The sequence below is a fragment of the Streptomyces sp. AK02-01A genome (assembly GCF_033795305.1).
In the GTDB taxonomy this organism is placed as follows: domain Bacteria; phylum Actinomycetota; class Actinomycetes; order Streptomycetales; family Streptomycetaceae; genus Streptomyces.
Window position 1 is genome coordinate 279,295 of sequence record NZ_JARBAE010000002.1, and the last position, 22,250, is coordinate 301,544.

17 protein-coding genes and 1 pseudogene are annotated in these 22,250 nt (G+C 70.1%); 8 read left to right on the forward strand and 10 right to left on the reverse strand.

Features of this window, described 5'->3' with window-relative positions; translation table 11 throughout:
* Positions 1-38: 38 nt before the first annotated feature.
* Entirely contained in the window at positions 39-974 is a 936-nt protein-coding gene (locus tag PV679_RS03650; RefSeq protein ID WP_319678731.1) for an isopenicillin N synthase family dioxygenase, read from the forward strand.
* Positions 975-1,057: 83 nt separating this feature from the next.
* On the opposite strand, the gene PV679_RS03655 is transcribed toward PV679_RS03650, so the two are convergent.
* Positions 1,058-2,053: an alpha/beta hydrolase gene (locus PV679_RS03655; protein WP_319678730.1), complete on the reverse strand. Its 996-nt coding sequence runs from the start codon at positions 2,051-2,053 to the stop codon at positions 1,058-1,060.
* Between the two features lie 182 nt (positions 2,054-2,235).
* Here PV679_RS03655 and PV679_RS03660 point away from each other — a divergent pair, with 182 nt between their 5' ends.
* Positions 2,236-3,138 carry a helix-turn-helix transcriptional regulator gene (locus PV679_RS03660; RefSeq protein WP_319678752.1) on the forward strand — a complete coding sequence of 301 codons (903 nt, stop codon included), beginning with the start codon at positions 2,236-2,238 and terminating at the stop codon, positions 3,136-3,138.
* Positions 3,139-3,299: 161 nt separating this feature from the next.
* On the opposite strand, the gene PV679_RS03665 is transcribed toward PV679_RS03660, so the two are convergent.
* Positions 3,300-3,530: a hypothetical protein gene (locus tag PV679_RS03665; RefSeq protein WP_319678729.1), complete on the reverse strand. Its 231-nt coding sequence runs from the start codon at positions 3,528-3,530 to the stop codon at positions 3,300-3,302.
* Positions 3,531-3,692: 162 nt separating this feature from the next.
* Complete coding sequence (locus tag PV679_RS03670) at positions 3,693-4,238, reverse strand: hypothetical protein (RefSeq protein ID WP_319678728.1); 546 nt, start codon at positions 4,236-4,238, stop codon at positions 3,693-3,695.
* 820 nt (positions 4,239-5,058) lie between these two features.
* Here PV679_RS03670 and PV679_RS03675 point away from each other — a divergent pair.
* The 3 genes and pseudogenes from PV679_RS03675 to PV679_RS03685 form a co-directional block, all read left to right on the forward strand.
* Positions 5,059-5,886, forward strand: a complete 828-nt coding sequence (locus tag PV679_RS03675; protein WP_319678727.1) for a hypothetical protein — start codon at positions 5,059-5,061, stop codon at positions 5,884-5,886.
* Between the two features lie 404 nt (positions 5,887-6,290).
* Complete coding sequence (locus PV679_RS03680) at positions 6,291-8,744, forward strand: PQQ-dependent sugar dehydrogenase (RefSeq protein WP_319678726.1); 2,454 nt, start codon at positions 6,291-6,293, stop codon at positions 8,742-8,744.
* A pseudogene (locus tag PV679_RS03685) lies at positions 8,741-9,517 on the forward strand (ThuA domain-containing protein); the annotation flags it as partial. The gene PV679_RS03680 and the pseudogene PV679_RS03685, both read left to right, overlap by 4 nt.
* A gap of 334 nt (positions 9,518-9,851) precedes the next feature.
* Here PV679_RS03685 and PV679_RS03690 read toward each other — a convergent pair.
* The 5 genes from PV679_RS03690 to PV679_RS03710 all read right to left on the reverse strand — a co-directional run bounded on the left by PV679_RS03690 (position 9,852) and on the right by PV679_RS03710 (position 16,475).
* On the reverse strand, positions 9,852-10,235 hold the full coding sequence (locus PV679_RS03690; protein WP_319678725.1) for a hypothetical protein: 384 nt from the start codon (positions 10,233-10,235) through the stop codon (positions 9,852-9,854).
* A gap of 351 nt (positions 10,236-10,586) precedes the next feature.
* The gene (locus PV679_RS03695; protein ID WP_319678724.1) at positions 10,587-12,566 is read right to left on the reverse strand and encodes an ABC transporter ATP-binding protein; all 1,980 of its coding nucleotides are present in this window, start codon (positions 12,564-12,566) and stop codon (positions 10,587-10,589) included.
* A gap of 455 nt (positions 12,567-13,021) precedes the next feature.
* On the reverse strand, positions 13,022-14,653 hold the full coding sequence (locus PV679_RS03700) for a GAF domain-containing protein (RefSeq protein WP_319678723.1): 1,632 nt from the start codon (positions 14,651-14,653) through the stop codon (positions 13,022-13,024).
* Between the two features lie 19 nt (positions 14,654-14,672).
* Complete coding sequence (locus tag PV679_RS03705) at positions 14,673-15,716, reverse strand: rod shape-determining protein (protein ID WP_319678722.1); 1,044 nt, start codon at positions 15,714-15,716, stop codon at positions 14,673-14,675.
* A 180-nt stretch (positions 15,717-15,896) separates the two neighbouring features.
* Positions 15,897-16,475 carry a hypothetical protein gene (locus tag PV679_RS03710; protein ID WP_319678721.1) on the reverse strand — a complete coding sequence of 193 codons (579 nt, stop codon included), beginning with the start codon at positions 16,473-16,475 and terminating at the stop codon, positions 15,897-15,899.
* A 121-nt stretch (positions 16,476-16,596) separates the two neighbouring features.
* Between PV679_RS03710 and PV679_RS03715 the strand changes: the two genes are divergently transcribed.
* Complete coding sequence (locus PV679_RS03715; RefSeq protein WP_319678720.1) at positions 16,597-17,409, forward strand: hypothetical protein; 813 nt, start codon at positions 16,597-16,599, stop codon at positions 17,407-17,409.
* Between the two features lie 32 nt (positions 17,410-17,441).
* Here the strand turns inward: PV679_RS03715 and PV679_RS03720 are convergent, their stop codons facing one another.
* Entirely contained in the window at positions 17,442-17,876 is a 435-nt protein-coding gene (locus PV679_RS03720) for a MarR family winged helix-turn-helix transcriptional regulator (RefSeq protein WP_319678719.1), read from the reverse strand.
* A 123-nt stretch (positions 17,877-17,999) separates the two neighbouring features.
* Here PV679_RS03720 and PV679_RS03725 point away from each other — a divergent pair, with 123 nt between their 5' ends.
* Together PV679_RS03725 and PV679_RS03730 are read left to right on the forward strand one after the other, a co-directional pair.
* Positions 18,000-19,019, forward strand: coding sequence for an NADP-dependent oxidoreductase (locus PV679_RS03725; protein WP_319678718.1), 1,020 nt, complete (start codon positions 18,000-18,002; stop codon positions 19,017-19,019).
* Positions 19,020-19,084: 65 nt separating this feature from the next.
* Positions 19,085-19,513: an organic hydroperoxide resistance protein gene (locus PV679_RS03730; RefSeq protein ID WP_319678717.1), complete on the forward strand. Its 429-nt coding sequence runs from the start codon at positions 19,085-19,087 to the stop codon at positions 19,511-19,513.
* Positions 19,514-19,658: 145 nt separating this feature from the next.
* Here the strand turns inward: PV679_RS03730 and PV679_RS03735 are convergent, their stop codons facing one another.
* Complete coding sequence (locus tag PV679_RS03735) at positions 19,659-22,232, reverse strand: M14 family zinc carboxypeptidase (RefSeq protein ID WP_319678716.1); 2,574 nt, start codon at positions 22,230-22,232, stop codon at positions 19,659-19,661.
* Positions 22,233-22,250 lie beyond the last annotated feature (18 nt).

The window sequence follows — 22,250 nt, forward strand, 5'->3', positions numbered from 1 at the left end:
GCACGCACGGTGCAAGTGACGCCATGACAAGACTGCCGATGGTCAACCTGGACAGCGACCCGGAACGAGAGAGTCGACGAGTATGGGGCATGCTCCGCGACGAGGGGTACTTCTACCTCACCGGATCTGAAGTCTCAGCGGCCACAACGGAACAACTGGCCGCAGTGGCGCGGTCTTTCTTCGATATGTCCCTCAGTGAAAAACTGCGGTTTCATATCAATAAATCATCCCGCCATCAAGGATATTACCCGACAGGTGAAGAGGGTCCGGCGGCAAGCACGCCGGATCTCAAGGAGGGATTCGACTCGGGTCTGTTTGAGATCAGGCGAAACCGAGACGGCGAGATCCCCTCATCGCAATCCCTTTGGCCGCCGATTCCCGGCTTCCGGCAGGAAGTGGAGCATTACCACTCGAAGATGACGAGCATTGCGCAAGGTCTGTCCATCGTCATCGCACAGGCCATTGGCGCGTCTGACCAATTCTTCTTGGAACGCGCCCAGGACCCGCCCAACCAATTGCGCCTCCTTCACTATCCCGCGAGTCCGACTCCGCGGCAGGGCGTTGGAACGCACAAGGATTTCGAGTGCTTCACGTTACTGGCCTCCACCGGTCCGGGCCTGGAAGTCGAGCGACCGGACGGCGCCTGGGTGGAAGTCCCGCCTTTGAAAGGCGCCCTGGTCGTCACCACGGGGGAGATGCTGGAAATCCTGACCAACGGAGCACTCCTGGCCGCACGGCACAAAGTAGGTTGGATCAGAGAGGAAAGATATTCCTTCCCGTACTTTTTCAGCCTGGATCGGCACAGCCTTGTCGAACCACTGGACCAATTCATTGGCGACGGCGGGTTTCACTACAGTCCGGTCCTCGCCGGCGAGCACCTCCAGACTCAGACATCCAAGGTGTTCAGCTATCTGCGGGAGGACGGACAAACCGCCACAGCCGTGCCACCCAAGCCACGTCCCCTCGCGACCTGAGAGCTGTCCCGTCATCCCCGGCGGGCGACCGCCTTCGGATACATCACCTGCCCGTGATCCCGCCACCGCCACGCCGGATCCGCCTACGGCCGGACCGCGTTGACGCCGCCGGCCCGACCGGCGTCTTCGCTGACGCGCTGCGCCACCAGGCGGTTCACCTTCCGGTCACTCAGATGGGTCCCGAAGAAGTCGGTCAGCTTCGCGATCGCGGGGCCGACGTACCGCGCTTTGTCGTAGAGGTCGACGTGGCCGGCGCCGTCGATCCAGTGCAGTTCCTTTGGACCGCGAGCGTTCTGAAACGCCTCGACGCTCATCCAGGAGGTCACCGCTTCGCGACCGACGACCATCAGCAGCGGGCGCGGCGCGATCAGATCGACGAAGCGGAAGGCGTCGAAGGAAACCATGTGGTCAATGCTGGACCACGGGAGGAACTTCGCCGAGCGCGGGTGCTGAGCGCGGTCCGTGCGGTAGTACTCGAAGCCCTCGAAGCCGTGCCGGCCGCCCAGGGCGCGGGCCTGCTCAGCGGTGTCGGGAAAGAGCTGGAAGCTCTGGACGCCCTCACCGCGGGCTTCGGCGGTGCGCGCGGCCGCGGCCGCGTCGAGCATGCCCTGGATGACGGCGGGGTCCTGGGCGCCGTCGGCGCCCAGGCGGAACTGGCGGGCGATGTCGACGGCGCTGACGGTGCCGACTGCCTTGATGCGGTGGTCGGCCGCGGCGGCGGGAAGCACATATCCGCCGGAGGCGCAGATGCCCAGCGCCCCGATGCGGTCGGAGTCGACCTCGTCACGGGTGGTGAGGAACGAGACCGCGGCCTTGAAGTCTTCGACCCGGTGGGCCGGGTCCTCCAGACCGCGCGGGATGCCCTCGCTCTCGCCCTGGTAGGCGGCGTCGAAGGCGAGGGCGACGAAGCCCCGCTCGGCCAGGCGCCGTGCGTACAGACCGGCGGCCTGTTCCTTCACACCGCTGCCGGGATGGCCCACGACGACGGCGGGACGCGGGCCGCCGGCTTGGCTGTCGGGCGTGTAGAGGTGTCCGGCGAGCTTCAGGCCGGCGCTGAGAAAGGTGACGTCTGTCCTCATGGTGGTGCTCTCCAGTCGCGCGGGGGGCGGGCTCGCCGCGGGAGGCGAGCCGCGGTGGCCGCCTTGAGTCCGCCGGCCACGTCCACCACCGTCGCGCCGCCCGGTACAAGGTGCCAGGGAGGGTCCTGCCTGTGCAGACCAGTACCAGGCACGCGGACGCGGCCCGGCGGACACTGGGAGCCATGGAAAACCCCGGCAACCCCGCAGGCGGGAATGGACTCGGCGACTTCCTGCGCGCCCGCCGCGCCGCCCTCGACCCGCACCGCGTCGGGCTGCCCGATGACGGCCGCCCGCGCCGGGTACCGGGCCTGCGCCGAGAGGAACTGGCCCAGCTCGCGCACGTGAGCATCGACTACGTCGTACGGCTGGAACAGGGCCGTACCCGCAGGGTCTCCCGCCCGGTCCTCGACGCGCTCGCCGACGCGCTGCAGCTCGCTCCGGACGAACGCGCGTACCTGTTCACCGCGGCCGACGTCACGCAGGCCACCTCCGCGCGGCAGCCGGCCAGGCGGAAGATCGACCCGCAGCTTCGGGTGCTGCTCGACGGTATGCACGACGTCCCCGCCATGGTCCTCAACCGCCGCATGGACGTGCTGGCCTGGAACCGCGGAGCGGCCGCACTGCTGACCGACTTCGCCGCGCTGCCCTCGGCCGAGCGCAACCTGATCCGGCTGACCTTCCTCGACGACGCCTACCGGTCCCTGTACGCGGACTGGCCACGCGCCGCGCGTGAGTGCGTCGCCGTCCTGCGGATGGAGGCGGGACGTAACCCGAACGACCAGGCCCTGACCGCCTTGGTCGGCGAACTCACCGTCCGCGACCCGGACTTCCGTACCTGGTGGGCAAGCCACCAGGTGCGCGGGCCCAGACAGCTCACCAAGACCTACCACCATCCGGTCATAGGCACCGTGACCCTCGACGTCCAGCAGTTCTCCGTCGACACCCAGCCCGACCAGCAACTGGTCGCCTACACCGCACCGCCCGATTCCCCCTCCCAGGAAGCACTGCGGTTCCTCTTCCAGTGGTCCGCCCAGCCCACCGGCCGGCCGGACGACCACGCCACGAAACGCGGCCGCCACTGCTGAACACGCCCTCGGGCGTGTGCGGCAGTGTCCGGAGCGTGATGTCGGTCTGACCGTGGTCAGGTTTCCATGGACAGGCCGGTGCGCGATCCAGGGCCCAAAGGACTGTCCCGTCCGACCGCGTCGCGGTCACGCGGAGACGAGAGAGTCCTGGCCGCCGGGGCTCAGGAGAGACGGTTTCTGAGGTCCGGATCGTCTTCCGCGGCCGGCAGCTCGCGGTGTCCCTCACTCCAGTGGTTCGACCAGCCGCACACCCCGCAGGCGTATCTGCCGTCGAGCCCCGCGATCAGGCATCCGCAGCTCCTGCACTCCGACTCGGTGATCTGAGGACCGTGGTCGGGGTCCAGTGCGGGGGTCGGGTCGGTCTCCGGCAGCCAGTCGCTCCGTGCGCTCATGGGCGGAGGTTATCGCCGTGAGCGCCGGAGCGTGGCCGGTCACGCCGGAGGACCGGACGCGCCGCTCGCATGGGCGGTCCGGGGCGCGGCCCGGTGTTCGACGGATCCGGCGGTTTCGAAGGATTGGCCGGGTGCGGCGGGTGTCACGCTTGCTCCCGGCCTTCACGCGTTCCGGGGCGTGGCGGCGTAGGTGTACGGCGCGCAGACCCCGGCGCTGTGATGGTCGGCCGCCGCCAGTGCCGCGGCGAGGCGGGCCCGTGGCTTCATGTCCAGGGCCGCCGTCACATGCAGCGCGCCGAGAGCCAGTTCGTCGCCGCATCCCACGGCCGCGTAGCCGTCCGCCGGTTCGCCGACCTGATAGTCGCTGTGGACGACGAACAGATGCCCGTGTACACCGACCAGGAAGGTTCCCGCCTCCTCCTGCTCGGAGTCCTTCTTCGCCCAGCCTCCTTCCTTCAGACAGGCGCGCAGAGCGTCTATGAAGGTGGTCACCATGAAGCGGTGCAGATCGCCGTTGGGGTGCGGTGCCTGGAAGGCGTAGCGGAGCAGTTGGCCCATGCGGAACGACGTGGTGAACCCCATGACATAGGGGCCCGTGGTGAACACCTTGGCGTCCTGGCGGACAGTGAGCTGGTAGCCGGCGACACCGGCGGAGTCTCCGCCCAGATGCACCCGCTGCTTCTGTACTAGCCCGACGATGACAGTCACGGGCCCCCCATTCGACTTCGACAAGCACTTCCCGTGGCCGTCCGGCCCAGACAAGAAAAATAAGATCTGGGCGCGGGACTGGGAAGACGGCCTCTTCCGGTGGCGCCGCCGTCCGGGCGCCGGCCCGGCGTACAGCCGGTGCGCGACCTCGGCGGTGCGGCGTGGCCGGGCCGTCACCGTCATCGTCTCGACTCTCCGGTGCCGCTGGTGCCGCAGGGATAGCAGATGTACCAGCCGTCCTGTGTCTTCGTCATCTGGCCGCCGCACTTGGAACACTGCATGGTGGCTTCCGTTCCGGTGGATGGTTGGTGCCCTGACCCGGCCGTTGTCCTGCCGTGGAGAGAGCGGTCGGGGCGGGCTCAGCGGGTCCGTTTCGCCGGGTCGGCGGGGTCGGGTGCGGAGCCGAGGGCCGCCCGCGCGAGCCGGCCCGGGCAGTCGTGCGTGCGGTCGCCCTCGGTGATGAGCGGCCCTTTCTACAGCAGGCTCACCCCGTGCCGGTGGCAGTGGGCGCACGTCTCGTCCTCGTAGGGGAACTCGCGCGCGCCACTGATACGGGCCGTCATCCTCTGGCCTCCAATTCACCCCCGCGCGGTCGGCGAGACAGCCGGCCACGACAGCCGGCACGACATTCCGTGCGATGGCCGGTGCCGTCCAGGACGGGCCGGGCGCCGGCCGGTGACGCGTCCTGTCACGGAACACGTCCCGGGCTCCCGGTCCGGGCCGCCGCTGTGGACCGGCGCTCCCGTATCCTGGCCCGCCGGATGATTCCCTTCTCCGCGCGCCACCCGGCCCGCGACCTCTCCGATCACCGGGAGCCCCCGTGCCCGCCGCCGTTCCGCCGCGCGTCCTCTACGTCAGCGATCTTGTGTACGAGGCCGGCGGACGCAGGTACGGCGACGAGGACATCCAGCTCTCGTCCCGGCTGCGGCGGGACTTCGACATCGCGCTCTGCCATCCTCTCGACGCGGCGCGGCTGATGGGAGCCTTCGACATGGTGGTGGTGCGCAACAGCGGGCCCGTGCTGCACTACCAGGAACAGTACGACGCCTTCCGGGAGCGTGCCCGCGCGGCCGGAGTCCGGGTCTACAACCCGCTCAACGGGCGGGCCGACATGGTGGGCAAGCGCTATCTGGCGGAGCTGAGCGCCGCCGGGTATCCGGTCATACCGACCGTCGACCGGGCCGAGGACCTCGGCCGGCTGCCGGAGGCCCGGACCTATGTCGTCAAGCCCATGGCCGGCGCGGACTCGATCGGGATGGAGTTCGTCCCCGGAGACCGGCTCGCGGACATCGCCTTCGACGATGTGCTGGTGCAGCCACGGATCCCGTTCCGCTACGAGGTCTCGTTCTACTTCGTCGACCGCGACTTCCAGTACGCCCTGTACGCGCCGGACCCCGAGCGGCGCTGGGAACTGAAACCCTACGAGGCCGGCGCCGGGGATCTGGAGTTCGCGCGGCGGTTCATCGACTGGAACGCGCTGGAACACGGGATACAGCGGGTGGACGCCTGCCGGGCGCCGGACGGCGAGCTGCTGCTTGTCGAGCTGGAGGACCTCAATCCGTATCTGTCCCTGGCGCTGGTGGCGCCGGAGACCCGCGAGGACTTCGCCGTGCGGATGACCGCGTCACTCCACGAACTGCTGCGCTGAGACGGCCGGCGCCCCGTACCACATCGGCAGGCATGCGAGGCGCGGCATCGTATACGGCCCGGTCCAGGGCCCGGCCCTGGATTTGTTCCTGCCCTCGGCCGGGCCCGGAGAGTGCGTGGCCGACGGCTCCTGACCGGCCTGGCCCGGACGGCGAACCGGGCTGCTCAGGTGGTGTACGGCCCTGCCGAGGCCGGGCTTTTGAGGCCCGATCGGCTCCGCCCGAGGGCCCGTCAGGAATTTGGCCATGACCTTGACAAATTAATTCGGTGTTGCCAGCATCACATCGCTCACCGCGGAACCAGAGAACTCCAACCCCCACAGAAGGACCTCTGCCCACCGCAAAGCGCGACGGCGCGCGCCTTGCCTGACACATCCCCCCCACCGCACGTCAGGAAGGAAGCTCCATGCCACTTCGACCCCCAGCGTGGTCCAGACTCCTCACCGCGCTCGTGCTCGCGCTCACCGGCGGAGTCGCCGTCGGTACGGCGGCGTCCGGAGCGCCGAGCGAGATACCCGCCTCCGACTACCAGCAGGTCCAGCTCGCCTCCGGCGGCGCCGAGCTGGGCGAGGCGATGGGTCTCGCCGTACTGCCGGACCGGTCGGTCGTGCACACGGCCAGGGACGGCACGGTCCGGCTGACCGACGCCGCGGGCAACACCAAGGTCGCGGGCAAGCTGAACACCTACACCCATGACGAGGAAGGTCTTCAGGGAGTGGCCGCGGACCCCGGGTTCGCGACCAACCGCTATCTCTATCTGTACTACTCGCCCGCGCTGAACACCCCGGCCGGAGACGCTCCCGTCACCGGCAGCGCGGCGGACTTCGAGCCGTTCAAGGGCCATCTCAATCTCTCGCGCTTCACTCTGAAGGCCGACGGCACCCTGGACCTGGCCAGCGAGAAGGTCGTCCTCGAAGTGGCGAACGACCGCGGTCAGTGCTGCCATGTCGGCGGTGACCTCGACTTCGACGCGCAGGGCAATCTCTATCTGTCCACAGGTGACGACACCAACCCGTTCGAGTCGCAGGGCTACGCGCCGCTCGACGAACAGGCGGACCGCAACCCGCAGTTCGACGCGCAGCGCTCCTCCGGCAACACCAACGACCTGCGCGGCAAGGTCCTGCGGATCAAGCCGACGGCCGAAGGCGGCTACACCGTCCCGGACGGCAACCTCTTCGCGCCGGGCACCGCGAACACCCGGCCCGAGATCTACGCGATGGGCTTCCGCAACCCGTTCCGGCTCGCTGTCGACAAGCCCACCGGCATCGTCTACGTGGGCGACTACGGTCCGGACGCCGGTGTCACCGACGCGAACCGCGGCCCGAGCGGCCAGGTCGAGTTCGACCGGATCACCGCGCCCGGCAACTTCGGCTGGCCGTACTGCACCGGCACCAACACCGCCACCGAGTCGTACAACGAGTACACCTTCCCCAGCGGTCCCTCGGGCGCGAAGTACGACTGCGCCGGCGGTCCGACCAACAACTCACCGCACAACACGGGCCTGCAGAAGCTGCCGAAGCCTCAGAACGCCTGGATCAAGTACGCCGGTGACGCCGGATCACCTCCCGAGTTCGGCACCGGCTCCGAGTCGCCGATGGGCGGACCCGTCTACCACTTCGACGCCGACCTCGACTCGAACGTGAAGTTCCCGGAGTCGCTCGACGGCCGCTTCTTCGCCGGCGAGTACGGCCGTCAGTGGATCAAGGCGATCGAGGTGCGGGCCGACGGCAGTCCCGGCACCATCGAGGACTTCCCGTGGACCGGCACCCAGGTCATGGACACGGCCTTCGGACCGGACGGCGCGCTGTATGTCCTCGACTACGGCACCGGCTCCGACAACCAGGCGCTCTACCGCGTCGAATACGTCGCCGGCAGCAACCGCAACCCGGTGGCGCAGGCCGTCGCCGACAAGACCTCGGGCCAGGCTCCGCTCGCCGTCAGCTTCGACTCGGCGGGAAGTTCCGACCCGGAGGGCGGTGCGCTCAGCTACTCCTGGGACTTCGGTGACGGCGCCACCTCCACCGACGCCAACCCGAGCCACACCTACACCGGGACAGGGACCTTCCAGCCCACGCTGACGGTCAAGGACCCGGAGGGACTGACCGGCACCATCAGCCTGGTGGTGACGGTCGGCAACACCGCGCCCACCGTGACGCTGACCACGCCCGGCGACGGCGAGCTGTTCTCCTTCGGTGACACCGTCCCGTTCACCGTCGAGGGCAGCGACCCCGAGGACGGGCCGATCGACTGCGCCCGGGTCAAGGTCACCTATCTGCTGGGACACGACAGCCACCAGCACCAGATCACCTCGGCCGACGGCTGCACCGGATCGCTGACCGTCCCGGCCGACGGTGAGCACGACAGCGCCGCCAATCTGTACGGGGTCTTCGACGCCGAGTACACCGACGCCGGTGGTCTGACCTCGCACAGCACCAGCATCCTCCAGCCCAGGCACCGGCAGGCGGAGCACTTCTCGGCACAGTCCGGCATCGAGGTGGCGGGCCACGGCAGCGCGGAGGGCGGCAACACGGTCGGCTTCACCGACGACGGCGACTGGATCTCCTTCGAGCCGTACGTCCTGGACAACGCGACACAGTTCTCGGCGCGGGTCTCGTCGGCCGGACCGGGCGGCACCATCGAGGTACGGGCGGGATCGGCCACCGGCACTCTGCTGGGCACGGCGACCGTCGAACCGACCGGTGACTGGGAGGAGTTCACGGATGTGACGGCGGGCCTGAGCAACGCGCCGGCCGGCACCACCGAGCTGTTCCTCGTCTTCAAGGGCCCGTCCGGCCAGGGCAACCTGTTCGACATGGACACCTTCAGCTTCACCACCGCCGACCGGGAGGCGAAGCGATGAGGAGCCGGTTCAGCCGTCACGCACGGCAGGTGTCATGGGTCCTCGCGGTCGCGCTCGGCGGCGCCTTCCTGGCGCCCGGTGTGACGGCGCAGGCCGCCGCCGATCCGTACCAGGTGCTCGTCTTCTCCAAGACGGCCGGTTTCCGGCACGACTCGATCCCGGCCGGTATCGCGGAGATCCAGGCCCTCGGCGCGGCGAACGACTTCACCGTCACGGCCACCGAGGACAGCGCGGCCTTCACTCCGGAGAATCTCGCCGGATACGAGGCCGTGGTGTTCCTGAGCACCACCGGCGATGTCCTCGACGACGCCCAGCAGGACGCTCTCGCGGCGTATGTCGACGGAGGCGGCGGCTACGCCGGGATCCACGCCGCCGCCGACACCGAGTACGAGTGGCCGGCGTACGAGCGGCTCGTCGGCGCCTGGTTCAAGAGCCATCCGGCGATCCAGCAGGCCACGGTCGTCAACGAGGACCGGACACATCCGGCGACCTCGCATCTCGACCCGACCTGGTCCAGGACCGACGAGTGGTACAACTACCGCACCAACCCGCGAGCGGACGTACGGGTGCTCCAGAGCCTCGACGAAAGCAGCTACACCGGCGGCGAGATGAGCGGCGACCATCCCATCACCTGGTGCCACGCACAGGGCGCCGGGCGGTCCTTCTACACCGGACTGGGACACACCGCCGAGTCGTACGCGGACCCCGCCTTCCAGCAGGAGCTGCTCGGCGGGATCCAGTACGCGGCCGGAGCCGTGGCCGCCGACTGCACTCCGCAGGAGGTGACGGCGACGGCTGACCTCGGCTAGCCGGCTCAGGAAGATCTCGGGTTCTGGTCCTGCCGCGTGAGCGGTGGGGCCAGACTCGTTGGGAGCGGAGGCTGCGGGCAGACTTGGTCGCCCATTCCAGGTGACGCAGAAGCCATCCGCAGACGTTGTCTGACCCGCGTCTCACACGTTTCAGGCTCGCAGATGGACGTTGTGGAGGGTCTGCAGGACCTGCTCGCGGTCGGCCCCATGTCATGGTGTGATGAGCATCGGCCGATCCTTGCAGGTGAGCGCGGTCGGTGCGGGTCATATGCGGGGTACGGGTGGCCTCGTCCCCGGGCTATGTCTCCTGGGAGTTGATCCATTCTCGGCGGGCGTAGGCGCGGACCGCGTTCCGCTCGGCTTCGGTGCAGCCGTTCTCCAGAGCCGACGGGATGTCACCGGTGGTGCTGGTTCCGTGTTGGTGGTCGTGGCGAACGAGCTGGTCGGCGACGTCGGAGGCGTCGGTACGCAGTTCCACGTCCTGGGGTACTGGGTGGTGGGAGTCCTCCTGGTAGGGACGCGGCAGGTAGCTGCCGTGCCCGTGGCACAGGGCGAGCGCGTCCAGGACGGCCGCGGTCTCCAGCAGGTCGTCCCGGCACTCCAGCGCCTGGCTGCTCACCTGGAAGTCGGTGAGGTCCTGGCGGCGGGCGGTGTGCGCGGCCGCCAGGCGCTGACGGTCCATGACGTGCATGTACAGCAGGACTGGGACGAGTTGGCCGATGCGGACCAGGTGCTCTCCGTAGGCGGCTTGAGCCGCCCGGCTGGTTGACCAGCCGGGCCACGGCTCATGCGGGGAGGCTCGGTGTGCGCCCATATCCCTGGACACTACCCACCCGCCGATGGCGTCGGGGCCGGAACGGATCATCCCGACCCCGACGGGAGAGGTGCCGCCGCAGGCGGCCGGCGTCGGTGTCGCCAGGTGGGGTTCAGCCGCCAGGGCATGGGTATGCGCGGCCGGCCGGCGTGTGCAGGGCTGCCCTGTTCAGGTACGTGGGGAGAGGAGAGACATCGTCGTGCGCCTGGCCGCTGCTGGTCATCGTTCAGGCGGCTTCTCGGCGGGTGTCATGCACAGTGATGTGGTCGCGCCGTAGGTCTGTGCCTGTGTGTGCCACATGGTGGCGTAGGTGCCGTTGTGCTGGAGCAGGGCGTCGTGGGTGCCTTCTTCGACGAGGTGTCCGTTGTCGAGCACGATGATGCGGTCGGCGGTGCGGGTGGAGCCGAGGCGGTGGGTGATGAGGATGACGGTGCGGCCGGTGCTGAGGGTGCGGATGCGTTCGTAGACAGCTTCTTCGGCCAGGGGGTCGAGGGCTGAGGTGGGTTCGTCGCAGATGAGTACGGGGGCGTCGCGGTAGAAGGCGCGGGCGGCGGCGATGCGCTGCCACTGTCCGCCGGAGAGGTCGCGTCCTCCCCACCAGGAGGGGGCGAGGTTGGTGTCCAGGCCGTCGGGGAGGGCGGCGAGTACGGCGTCTGCGCCGGAGGCGTGTGCCGCGGCGGTGATGGTGGCGTCGTCCTGGGGGCCTTGGCCGAGGGTGATGTTCTCGCGGGCGGTGACGGGCCAGCGGCCGAAGTCCTGGGGCAGCATGGCCAGTTGGTTCCAGATGTGTTCGGGTTCGGCGCGGGACAGGTCGGTGGTGTCCCAGGTGACGGTGCCGGTGGTGGGTGTGTAGAGACCGGCGAGCAGTTTGGCGAGGGTGGATTTGCCGGAGCCGTTCGCGCCGACGATGGCGAGTACCTCGCCCTGGCGTACGCGTACGTCGATGTCCTGGAGGGCGGGTGTGGCACTGCCGGAGTAGCGGAAGGTGACGCCTGTTGCTGTGATGGTCTGCGGGCTGGTGGGGACGGGCTGAGCGTCACTGGGCCGGGTGGTGCGGGCGGTGGTGTCGGTGAGGAAGGTGTCCCAGTCGTCCAGGTACAGGCCGGTCTTGTAGGAGGCGTTGGCGCCCTGGACGAGGCCGGTCAGGAGGCGCTGGCTGGTCTGTACGGCGATGAAGGCGGTGCCGGCCGCCGCGGGCGGGATGTGGCCGCTCGCGGTCAGCCACAGCAGTGCGGCGTAGACGCCGCCGCTGGCCGTTCCGGCGGCGGCGTCGCCGAGGATCTGGTAGCGGGCGTGGTCGCGGCCGACGTCGGCGGCGGCTTCTTCCAGGCGGGTGGTGACGGCGCGGAAACGGGTGAGCAGCCAGGTGCGCATGGTGTTGGCGCGGACTTCGAGGGCGCTGTCGCGTCCGGCGGTGTGGAACATCAGGGAGTGCCGTAGCCGGCGGTCGCTGAGGGTGTGGCGGTCGGTGAGGTAGGCGGCGCGGGCGGCCCGGACGGCTGCCCAGCCGCGGGGGACGACCGCGAGGAGCAGCAGCGGCAGGAGTAGCGGGTGGAGGTGGGTGCTGATGCCGACGGCGGCTGCCAGTCCGAGGAGTGCGGTGGTGACGTTGGCGAGGGCCTCGGTCATGAGGTGGACGTCTTTGGCGGCGCGGGAGGCGGCTTCGCTGTGGTCGCACCAGGCGGGGTCGTCGTAGGCGGCGAGCGGGGCTCGGGTGGCGGCTTCGAGGTAGCGGATTTCCGCGATGCCGTCCACGCGCGGTCCGATCCGGGCGGTGACGGCGATGGTGAGGGCGGCGACCAGTGAGCGTACGGAGGCGGCCGCGGCGACGGTGATGAGTGACGGCAGGGCCTCGTGCAGCCGCCCGGCGGTGGGGCCCGCCGTGAACAGTGGTGCCAGTGCTCCGGTGGTGGCGTACAGGCCGACGGCGGTGACGGCTCCGGAGATGAGCTGGAGCAGGGCGAGCAGGACGCATGGGCGGCGGCCGGCCGCCCATGCGAGCCGTACGACGATGACGGACAGGCGGGGCAGCCGGCGTGCGATGGTCCACCAGGAGACGTCCAGCGCGTCCTCGTGGCGTTCGGCGCTGACGCTGTAGTGCGGGACCGCCCTCTGCGGCCGGGGGCGTCGGCTGCGCGGAAGGCGGATGCGGGATTTGTTGGTGGCGGTGTCCGTCGGATCCGTCTGGGAGGTCGTCACACCTTCGGCAACGATTCACCCTTTTGGGTGGGCACGGCGTCGGCGGGTGGCGAACGGGCGTTCTGGAAAGTGTCCGGACCGGCCCCGATGCGGGCGGTTTCAGACGCGCAGAGGGCCGTGCCGGTTCGGCCGGCGTCCGGCCGAACCGCTTGGCCCGCTCCTCCAGACAAGCGCACCGCCGGACACACTGGTGTTGTTGACGGCATGTCAGGCGCCGGACCAGGACTCCAGCCTCGGCTCGCGGTTCTGCCGCCTGATCGCGCCTGGACCGCCGCATCGGCCATCGGCGTGCCAGGTGTCGACGATCGGCCCAGTGACCTGCTGGGCTCCCCGCCGTACAGCGGATGCTCGCTACTCATCCGCCGAGCTGCACCTAGCCGGAGCCGGGCCGTACATCCTGGCCGGAGCGGCGGTGTCTTCTCGCGGAGGCGCCGCCGCTCCGGCGCGCCGGGCCTTCAGAGGTGCGTCTCCCAGGTCACCGTCGTGCCGCGCTCGCCGGTTCCGGACTCTCCGCCGCCCTCGCGCGGCCCGTCGTCCGTGACGACCAGCCTGACCCCGGCGCGGCCGTCGGGCAGTTGCGCCGCCGCGTCGATCCGTACCTCGATCGAGGTCACTCCGGGCCGCCGGTGCGCGGCGGCGAGGGCGCCGCGCAGTGCGGCCAGCAGCCGCCGGGCCGCCGGTTCGCCGACGACCGTGTCCACCGGCCCGTTGAAGCGGACGGAAGGCCGGAAGCCCAGCAGGACCGCCGCGCCGCCGGTCTCGCGCAGCACCTTCCCACGGACGGTCGTCGGAGCGTCGGCCGGAGGCTGCTGGAGCGCGAAGATCGTGGTCCGCACCTCCTGGATGGTGGAGTCCAGTTCGTCGACGGCCCGGCCCAGCAGCACGTTCAGATCCGCCGCGCTCGCGCGCCGCCGGGTCGACTCCAGCATCATCTCGGTGGCGAAGAGCCGCTGGACGACGAGATCGTGCAGATCGCGCGCGATCCGGTCACGGTCCTCGTACACCGCGAGCTGCTCCCGGTCGTGCTGGGAGTCCGCCAGCACGAGCGCGAGCGCGGCCTGCGAGGCGAACTGCGTGGCGAGCAGCCGGTCCGCGTCGGTGTACGGACGGCCTCCGCGCCGGCGTGGCAGTGCGAGCGTGCCGATCAGCTTGCCGCCGCTCTGGAGCGGCAGCATCATGCTCGGCCCGAAGCGCACCCTTACATGCGTGGTCATCCGGGGATCGGTCGCCGAGTCGTCGATGAACACCGGTTCACCGCCGAGCAGTTGGCTCAGCACGGGAGAGCCGGGCTCGATGACGGCGCCGACGATGTCGCCCGGTTCGTCGACGGTGGACGCGGCGTCGACGGTGGACGCGGCGACGATCTCCATCCCGCCCTCCGCGGTGGGCTGGAGCACCACGCCCGCGTAGGCGTCGGCGAGCACCCGGGCCGACTCGGCCACGGTGATCAGCGCTTCGGTGGCGTTCTGCCCGGTCAGCAGGGCGGTGGTGACGGCCGCGGCTCCCTCGATCCAGCGTTCGCGCTGCTGGACCGTCCCGTACAGCCGGGCGTTGGTGATCGCGATGCCCGCCTGTGAGGCCAGCAGAAGCAGCAGGCTCTGGTCCTGCTCGGTGAAGGAACCGGTCCGCTTCTCCGCCAGATAGAGACTGCCGAGGACCTCCGAGCCCACCTGGACCGGGACGCCGAGGAAGGAACGCATCTCGGGATGGCCCGGTGGTATCCCGGCGGACCGGGGGTCGGTCGTCAGATCGTCGAGCCGCAGCGGCCGCGGGTCCTCGGTCAGGACACCGAGGATGCCGGTGTGCCCGTCGGGGAGCCGTCCGATGCGCCGGCGGTCGGTGTCGCTCATACCCGCCGTGAACAGCTCGGTGAAGCGCGCGCTCTCGGGGCCGATCACGCCGAGGGCGCCGTACCGCGCTCCGGTGAGTTCGGTGGCGGTGTCGACAATGTGCTGGAGCGTGGTGCGTACTTCGAGGTCGGTGCCGATACCGAGCACGGCCTCCAGCAGCATGGGCAGCCGGGGCGCCGACGCGGCGTCACCGGTGGGCCCGCGGGCTTCGCCGGCGCCCGAGCTCTCGTCGCTCATCGCGCCGCCCGCCTCGCTCTCAGCGAGTGCCGGCCAGTGGGTTCAGCACCAGCGGCTCGATCTTGCCTTCGAGCATCGCGCCGAGGCCGAGCACGGCGCAGATGTCCGGGCGCTCCGCGATGGCCACTGGCATGCCCGTCGCGTCCCGCAGCATCTGGTCGAGGCCGGGCAGCAGCGCGCTGCCGCCGACCATCGTGATCCCGCGGTCGGCGAGGTCGGCCACCAGATCGGGTGGGCAGTCACGGAGCACTTTGCCGATGCCGTCGATGACGGCGGTGAGCGGACTGTAGATCGCCTTCCGTACGGCGGCGGTGTCCACCAGCACCGTACGCGCGACGCCGGTCGCCACGTCCCGGCCGTGGATCTCGGTCACGGAGGGGCCGTGCGGAGTGAGGCCATTGCCGCTGAGTGCCAGTTGCAGCGGGCGCACGGACTGGCTGGGCAGCATCAGCTCGTGCTGCTGGCGCAGATACTGGATCACCGCGTGGTCGATGGCGTTGCCGCCGACCGGGATGCGCTGTGCGGTGACGATCGATCCCAGCGAGAGCACCGCGACCTGCGTGGTCGCCGCGCCGCACACCATGATCATGGTGGCGGTGGGCTGTTCCACCGGCAGCCCGCAGCCGACGGCGGCGGCGATCAGTGTGTCGACCAGCTCGACCCGGCGCGCGCCCAGGCCGACCAGCGTCTCCACGGCGGCGCGCCGGGCGAGCGGATCGCTGTCGTGCGGCGTGGAGGCGGCGGCGCGGAGCCGGGGTTTGCGGCGGAGCTGGCGCCGGAGTTTGTCACCGAGGAGATGGCGGAGCATCCGCTGAGCCATCTCGATGTCGACGACGGTGCCGCCGCTGACCGGGCGGCACACGCGGATGTAGTCGGGCGTACGGCCGGTCATTCGCTCGGCGAGAGTGCCGACGGCGATGAGCGCACCGGTACGCGTGTTGACAGCGGCGGCGCTCGGCTCGTCGACGACGAGTCCGGCACCCTTCACAAAGACCCGGGTCCTGGCGGCCCCGAGGTCGACGGCGATATGGCAACGGCGCAACTGCTCAAGACTGACGGTCACGGCAGGATCTCCCGAGAACGCTGAAAGTGGTTCACCGGCGGAGGCCGGCCCTGTTCGAATCGTGCGCGGACGAGGACCGCCGCGCGCGTTGGGCTACGCCAGTCGGGCGTTCTCATCTGACGGACCGTTAGAAAGGGCTCTGAGGAAGGTAGGACGGCGGCGCCGCCGGATCCGTGCCGGTCATTCCGGCCGAGGCCGCTGCTCGGACCAGCGCTGGAGCAGCCCCCAGGTGAACTCCGCCACGCCCGGCCGTCCGCCGGGCAGGGTGAACGCCAGCCCGAGCCGGGTCGGCGCCGTGCCCTCCAGCGGACGCGCGGGCGGAAAGGCCCGCGCGACCTCGTCCACGGTGCAGGACCAGGGACGCAGATCCTCGGCCGCGCGCAGCTCCGGGCCCGCCGCGCCGGGAGCCCGGACCAGCCATTCGTTCCAGACGGCTCCGCCGGGCGCGGCCATCACCTCGAAGCGCAGATCTGGCCAGAGCGGTACGGGCCACAGCAGCGCGTCGCACTCCAGATCGCCGACCACCCGCTGGAAGGCCAGCTCCGGTTCGCCGAGGACGGAGCGGTAGCGGGACAGCGACCCGCGGGCCCGCGGCGAGCGCACCATCGACTGCCAGCGGCGATTGGCCTCACGCATCTCGGCCAGTGAGGCGCCCAGTTCGCGCCGGGCCTCGTCGACCAGCTCCGGTTGGTGGTCGGCCATCCGGCGCAGCAGGACGAGCTGGAACTGGAGCGGCCCGAACGGCCCATTGGCGGTCATACCGCCATCCTGCCCGCTCAGCTCCGAGTGGGCTGACACGCGTAGAAGTGAAGATTCCACACAACATCCTCACCGTCTCGGCTATCCGAGGTGTCTCCTCGCCGCATAATCTGCGGGCGCCATGGACTACTGCCCTCAGTGCCGACGGCACCTCAACGGCGCGTTGGCCTGCGCCGGATGCGGCACCCCCGCCGAGGTGCTGCGGCAGCGAACCACACCTCCGCCCGGGTCGCACCACAGCCGCCATCCGGACGACGAGGGCCGGTTCGGCCTGTCCGAGGAGCGGCACGCGGAGCGCGAGGAACGCGAGGAGCGCGAAAACGTACCGGAAGAGGTGTACGAGCTCTCCGGTCATGGCTCAGAACACGGCTCCGACCGGCGCCGTAACGCCTCGCGCCGTACGTCCCGGTCTCGTACGGGACCGCGCAGGGCGCGCCGCAAGCGGGGCCGCAGAGTGCTGATCGGGACGCTCGGAGTGGTGCTCGCCGGGGCCGCGCTGAGCCTGGCCCAACTGGCCGTCGAGGCACCGGGCAAGGGCGGGGCCACCGCGGTCAAGGAGGAGACGCCCGTCGACTTCGAGGGCGGCCCGCGGGACACGGACCGGCCCGTGGCATCCGGCGATCCCGGTCCCGTGGCGTCCTCGGGCCCGGCTGCGAGCGGATCGCCGAGTCCGGGATCGAGCGAGAGTCCGGGCAGCGGCTCCGCGCAGGCTCCGGCGTCGGCCTCCGGTACGCCGAGCGCCGGCGGCACGTCCTCGGCCCGGCCGCAGTCGCCCGCTCCCGACGACTCCACGCCCGGGACCACCGGGCCGCCGGAGCCGACGGACGGGCCCACCTCGGCCCGTCCGACGCCGACCGGTTCCACTCCCGCTGGCGAGGAGCCCGAGCCGGAGCCGACGAAGACCTGCACCACCATTTTCTGGTTCTGTTTCTGATCCGGGCCCGCCGCGTCCGGGACAGCCCTTGGCTACGGCACGGTCTCGCCCAGCATCCGCTTGAGCAGATCGCGCAGGATCCCGCGCTCCTCGTCGGACAGCCCGGCGAGCGGCTCGCGGGCGAAGCCCAGTGAATCCCGCAGCCGGGTGGCCGTCGCGAGGCCCTTCTCGGTGGGCGCGGCGAGCTTGACCCGGCGGTCGGCCGGGTCCGGGCGCCGCTCGGCCAGCTCACGTGCTTCGAGCCGGTCCACTATGCCGGTGACATTGGACGGCTCGCACTTCAGCTTCTGCGCGATCCGGCGCATGGGCATGGGCTCCAGGGAGAGCAGCCCCAGTACGCGCGCCTGGGCGCCCGTCAGGCCGTGCTCCGCCGCGGCCTGCTCGTACTCCTCGTAGTAGCGGGCCACGACGGTGCCGATGAGCTCGACGACCTCAAGGGTCAGGGGATCTATACGTGCGGCGGCCATGCGTACCAGCGTAACGCGTTACTTGACAACGTGAAATATCTAGGAGCATGGTTGTTTCAGATGATGAAGCTTTTCCTTCGTTCACCGTCGGAAAACGGAAAACTGTCTGAGGAGGCTCCGTACATGACCGCACTTCCCGTGTCCGGCCGCGAATGGCATCTCGTCGCCCGTCCCCATGGCTGGCCCGAGCCGACGGATGCCGCTCTGCGTGAGGCGCCGGTGACCGAGCCGGGCGAGGGCCGGATCCTGGTGCGCAATCTGTACTTCTCGGTCGACCCGTACATGCGGGGCCGGATGAACGACGCGAAGTCGTACGCGCCTCCCTTCGAGCTGGACAAGCCGATGGACGGTGGCGCGGTCGGCGAGGTCATCGCCTCGCGCGCCGAGGGCTTCGCCGTCGGCGACCATGTCGTGCACGGTCTGGGCTGGCGCGAGTACGCCGAGCTTCCGGCGGAGCACGCCACCAAGGTGGACGCCGGGCCGGCCCCGCTCTCCGCGTATCTCGGTGTGCTCGGCATGCCAGGTCACACCGCTTACGCGGGCCTGTTCGAGGTCGCCTCCTTCAAGGCGGGCGACGCGGTCTTCGTCTCCGGCGCGGCCGGAGCCGTCGGCAGCCAGGCCGGCCAGTTCGCCAGGATCAAGGGCGCTTCCCGCGTGATCGGCTCGGCGGGCTCCGACGAGAAGGTCAAGCTGCTGGTCGAGGAGTACGGCTTCGACGCCGCGTTCAACTACAAGAACGGCCCGGTCGGGGAGCAGCTCAAGGAGGCGGCGCCCGACGGCATCGACGTCTACTTCGACAATGTCGGCGGCGACCATCTCGAAGCCGCGATCGCCTCGTTCAACCCGCACGGCCGCGCCACGCTCTGCGGCATGATCGCGCAGTACAACAGCACCGAGCCCACTCCGGCCCCGCGCAATCTCGCGCTGACCGTCGGAAAGCGGCTGCGGCTCCAGGGCATGCTGGTGCGCGACCACGCCGCGCTCCGGCCGCGGTTCGTCGAGGACGTCGCGGGCTGGCTCGCCTCCGGTGAGCTCAAGTACCACGAGACCGTGGTCGAAGGTATCGAGAAGGGCTTCGACGCCTTCCTCGGTCTGCTCCGCGGTGAGAACACCGGGAAGATGATCGTCAGCCTTGAGCGTTAGGCTGAGCAGAGACCGTCGCGGTCCGTGGGCGCGAGCCGTGGCGAACAACAGGAGGAACACACTTCATGACCATCCAGAAGATCGACGTCCTCTACACCGCCGTCGCCACCGCGGAGAACGGCCGTGACGGCCGCGTCTCCAGCGACGACGGCAAGCTCGACGTAGTCGTCAACCCGCCCAAGGAGATGGGCGGCAGCGGCGCCGGCACCAACCCGGAGCAGCTTTTCGCCGCCGGTTACAGCGCCTGCTTCCAGGGTGCGCTCGGTGTCGTGGCCCGTCAGGCGAAGGCCGACATCTCCGGCTCGACCGTGACCGCGAAGGTCAGCATCGGCAAGATCGAGGCCGGCGGCTTCGGCCTGGAGGTCGAACTCACAGCCTCCATCCCCAATGTGGACAAGGCGACCGCCAAGGAGCTGCTGGAGAAGGCGCACCAGGTGTGCCCCTACTCCAACGCGACCCGCGGCAACATCAAGGTCGAGCTCTCCGTAGCCTGACCGCACGGCGCCCGGCGAGCGGCGGCCGCGGCACTGAGCGACTCGCTCGGTGCGGTGCCGCCCGCTGAGCACAGCGCCATGGAGCATGGCCGAGGGCCGGACCCGCACGGGTCCGGCCCTCGGTCCTTCCGCCGCCCGGCCGGACCTATCCGGCCGAACCGCTCAGCAGCGCCCGTCCGAGCTGCGCGAACGCGCCCTTGGGATGGTCACGGAACAGCGGTTCCGTACCGAACATCACCACCGGCGTGCCCTGCGCGGACGTGCCGCTGACGATCGACGCCTTGCCCGCCGCGTCCTCGGGACCACCGGAGCCGTCGCTCTTCGCGCGCCAGTGGCCCGAGACGAGCGGATCGGCGATCGCGTACGACTGCTCCGTCCGCACGCCGGGACCGAGGTCGGTGAACCACAGCGGCGAGTAGACAAAGGTGTGCGCCGGAGCGCCGCCGGTGACCGCGCCGCCCGCGTTGGCCACCCGCACCACACCATTGGCGTCGCCGTTTCCGGCCACCGGCTCGGCGGCCAGCAGACCCGCGGCGGTGTTGAAGGCCGCTCCCGTCGGACCAAGCGTGACCAGCCCGGCGCCTCCGGCGAGGAAGCCGTCCAGAGCCGCGCGGGCGGCCGGGTTCAGAGCGCCGTACTGGAGGCCGGAGGAGACGTACAGGACGTCCGCCGCCGTCCAGTCGAAGCCCGCGTTCAGCGTCGCGGTCGACACCGGCAGCACCTCGAAGCCCATCTCGCGCAGCGCGAACTGCTCGCCGGGCGTCACCGCGGCGGCGACGCGTGTGCGGTGCAGCCCGGTCGTTCCCTTCTCCTTCGTGGCGGAGAAGACGACGCCGTAACGGTCGGCGAGGACACCGGCCTGACGCCGCGCCGAGGACGGCACGACCGCCGCGCCGTCCGCCGCCCGCCGGACCTTCACTCCCTGTCCGAGCAGTGAGTTGAGAGCGGCCAGCTCCTTCGGATCGTCGAGCCGCAGCCGCAGATCACCGCGACCGGCCGCCACCGAGCCGGTGGCGGAGGCGGCCAGGACCGTACGGCCGTCGAAGCGCGGGCCGCTGTCCGCCTTCCGTACCGTGTCGACGCTCGCGCCCCACAGCAGCCCGAGGCTCCATCCCGAGATGTCGTACATCGTGGAGACGTCCGCGCTGATGTCACGGCCCTCGGACAGGATCACATTGGCGATGCCGCGCTTGGGCTGGTGCATGTCGACGACATACGACCCGGCCGGATACGACCGTCCCGCGAACCGGAAGGCGGCGCGGGCCTGGCGTACCCGTACATCATTGGCGATGAGATGGTCCACCAGCCGGGCCGCGGCGGTCGCGGAGCGCTGAGCGCCTCCGGCCGGAATGACATAGGCCCGTGGGAAGGACGCGGTGTACACATCCTCGGGACCGATGCCCGGCACTCCCGGCACGGTCTTCTCGGACACCGGCCGCTGCGCCTCGCCCGCCGCGCCGCGCCGGAACGTCTCGATCTGGTCGGCGATCACCGAAGTCCGGTGGTCGAGGGTGTAGTCGAGGGTCGCGCGCATCACCGCGCCCGCGATGTCCGTGTTGATGGCCGCGCGCCTGCGCAGTTCCTCGGCCGGAAGCGTGTCGTAGGAGCGGTTGTTGACGGTCATCGGGAACTCGACCGTGTGCGAGGCGACCGCGCCCTGGAACGGCATGTACTGCGGAGTGAAGATCGGCGGCCAGTCGTCCCAGCCCTCCTGCTGGTCGCGGAACGGAATGACGGGCGGCTCGACACCGTCCTTCGCGGAGGTGTAGCCGAGATCGTTCACCGCCTTCTCCATGCCGAGGGCGTTGGCGTACGCGTTCTTGAGGAAGAGGTCGTATTCGTAGTTCTCGCCGTGCGGCGGAGTCGTCGGCTCGATCAGCGTGCCATTGACATAGCCGTGCAGATCGAGCATGACGGCCGGCTGCTTGTCGATGGCGATCTGCCGGACCGCGCGCGTCTCGGGCTGCGAGGCCGTGATGAAGTCACGGTTGAGATCGAAGCCGTTGGCGTTGGCACGGGTCCCGGCGATCCTGCCGTCCGGATTGGACGTGACATTGAGATAGATCCGGTTCTTGGCGAGCAGGTCCTTGGTCCTGCCGTCCTTCGCCTTCGCCAGCTCCTCGATGAGCCCGAGAGCCGCGTCGGTGCCCTCCCACTCATTGCCGTGGATGTTGTTGTTGATGAACACCGGCGTCTTGTAGGCGGACTTGATCCGGCGGTCCTTGGCGGCCTCGGCCGGAGAGTTCTCGATCAGCTCGCGCATCCGCTCCTGCTCGCCGGCCTCCCGCGCGCTCTCCGGCGCGGTGACGGTGACGAGATACAGCTCATGGCCGCCGGCGGAGCGTCCCGCGACCTCCACACTGACGCGATTGCCCAGCTTCTGGAGGGCGTTGAGCCGTGGTGCGAGCGCATGGTACGGAGCCAGACCGAGCTTGATCGACTTGTCGGCGGCGTTCTCGGGAGGCGCTTCGAGGACCGTACGACGCGGATAGCCGCCGTCCTTGCGCAGAGCCGGTCCCGGTGTCCCGAGCGCGGCGAGTGCGGTGACGGCGGAGATCCGGCCGGCCGGCGGAAGAGCGGCGGCCGGGGCGCCGCTCTCCCGGACATGGTGCGGGCGCGAATCGTCGCGGCCGGGAACGGCGGATGCGGGGAGCGGGACGAGCAGCAGGCCACCAGCCGTGACGGCGGTCGCGAGCAGGACGGGTCTGGGTATCCCCATGCGTCTGAGCCTCCGGTC

Excerpts from the sequence above, each read along its gene's own strand:
- PV679_RS03650 (WP_319678731.1), top strand. The coding sequence starts at position 39 with ATGGTCAACCTGGACAGCGACCCGGAACGAGAGAGTCGACGAGTATGG.
- PV679_RS03655 (WP_319678730.1), bottom strand. The coding sequence starts at position 2,053 with ATGAGGACAGACGTCACCTTTCTCAGCGCCGGCCTGAAGCTCGCCGGA.
- PV679_RS03660 (WP_319678752.1), top strand. The coding sequence starts at position 2,236 with ATGGAAAACCCCGGCAACCCCGCAGGCGGGAATGGACTCGGCGACTTC.
- PV679_RS03665 (WP_319678729.1), bottom strand. The coding sequence starts at position 3,530 with ATGAGCGCACGGAGCGACTGGCTGCCGGAGACCGACCCGACCCCCGCA.
- PV679_RS03680 (WP_319678726.1), top strand. The coding sequence starts at position 6,291 with ATGCCACTTCGACCCCCAGCGTGGTCCAGACTCCTCACCGCGCTCGTG.
- PV679_RS03690 (WP_319678725.1), bottom strand. The coding sequence starts at position 10,235 with ATGGACCGTCAGCGCCTGGCGGCCGCGCACACCGCCCGCCGCCAGGAC.
- PV679_RS03700 (WP_319678723.1), bottom strand. The coding sequence starts at position 14,653 with ATGAGCGACGAGAGCTCGGGCGCCGGCGAAGCCCGCGGGCCCACCGGT.
- PV679_RS03710 (WP_319678721.1), bottom strand. The coding sequence starts at position 16,475 with ATGACCGCCAATGGGCCGTTCGGGCCGCTCCAGTTCCAGCTCGTCCTG.
- PV679_RS03715 (WP_319678720.1), top strand. The coding sequence starts at position 16,597 with ATGGACTACTGCCCTCAGTGCCGACGGCACCTCAACGGCGCGTTGGCC.
- PV679_RS03720 (WP_319678719.1), bottom strand. The coding sequence starts at position 17,876 with ATGGCCGCCGCACGTATAGATCCCCTGACCCTTGAGGTCGTCGAGCTC.
- PV679_RS03725 (WP_319678718.1), top strand. The coding sequence starts at position 18,000 with ATGACCGCACTTCCCGTGTCCGGCCGCGAATGGCATCTCGTCGCCCGT.
- PV679_RS03730 (WP_319678717.1), top strand. The coding sequence starts at position 19,085 with ATGACCATCCAGAAGATCGACGTCCTCTACACCGCCGTCGCCACCGCG.
- PV679_RS03735 (WP_319678716.1), bottom strand. The coding sequence starts at position 22,232 with ATGGGGATACCCAGACCCGTCCTGCTCGCGACCGCCGTCACGGCTGGT.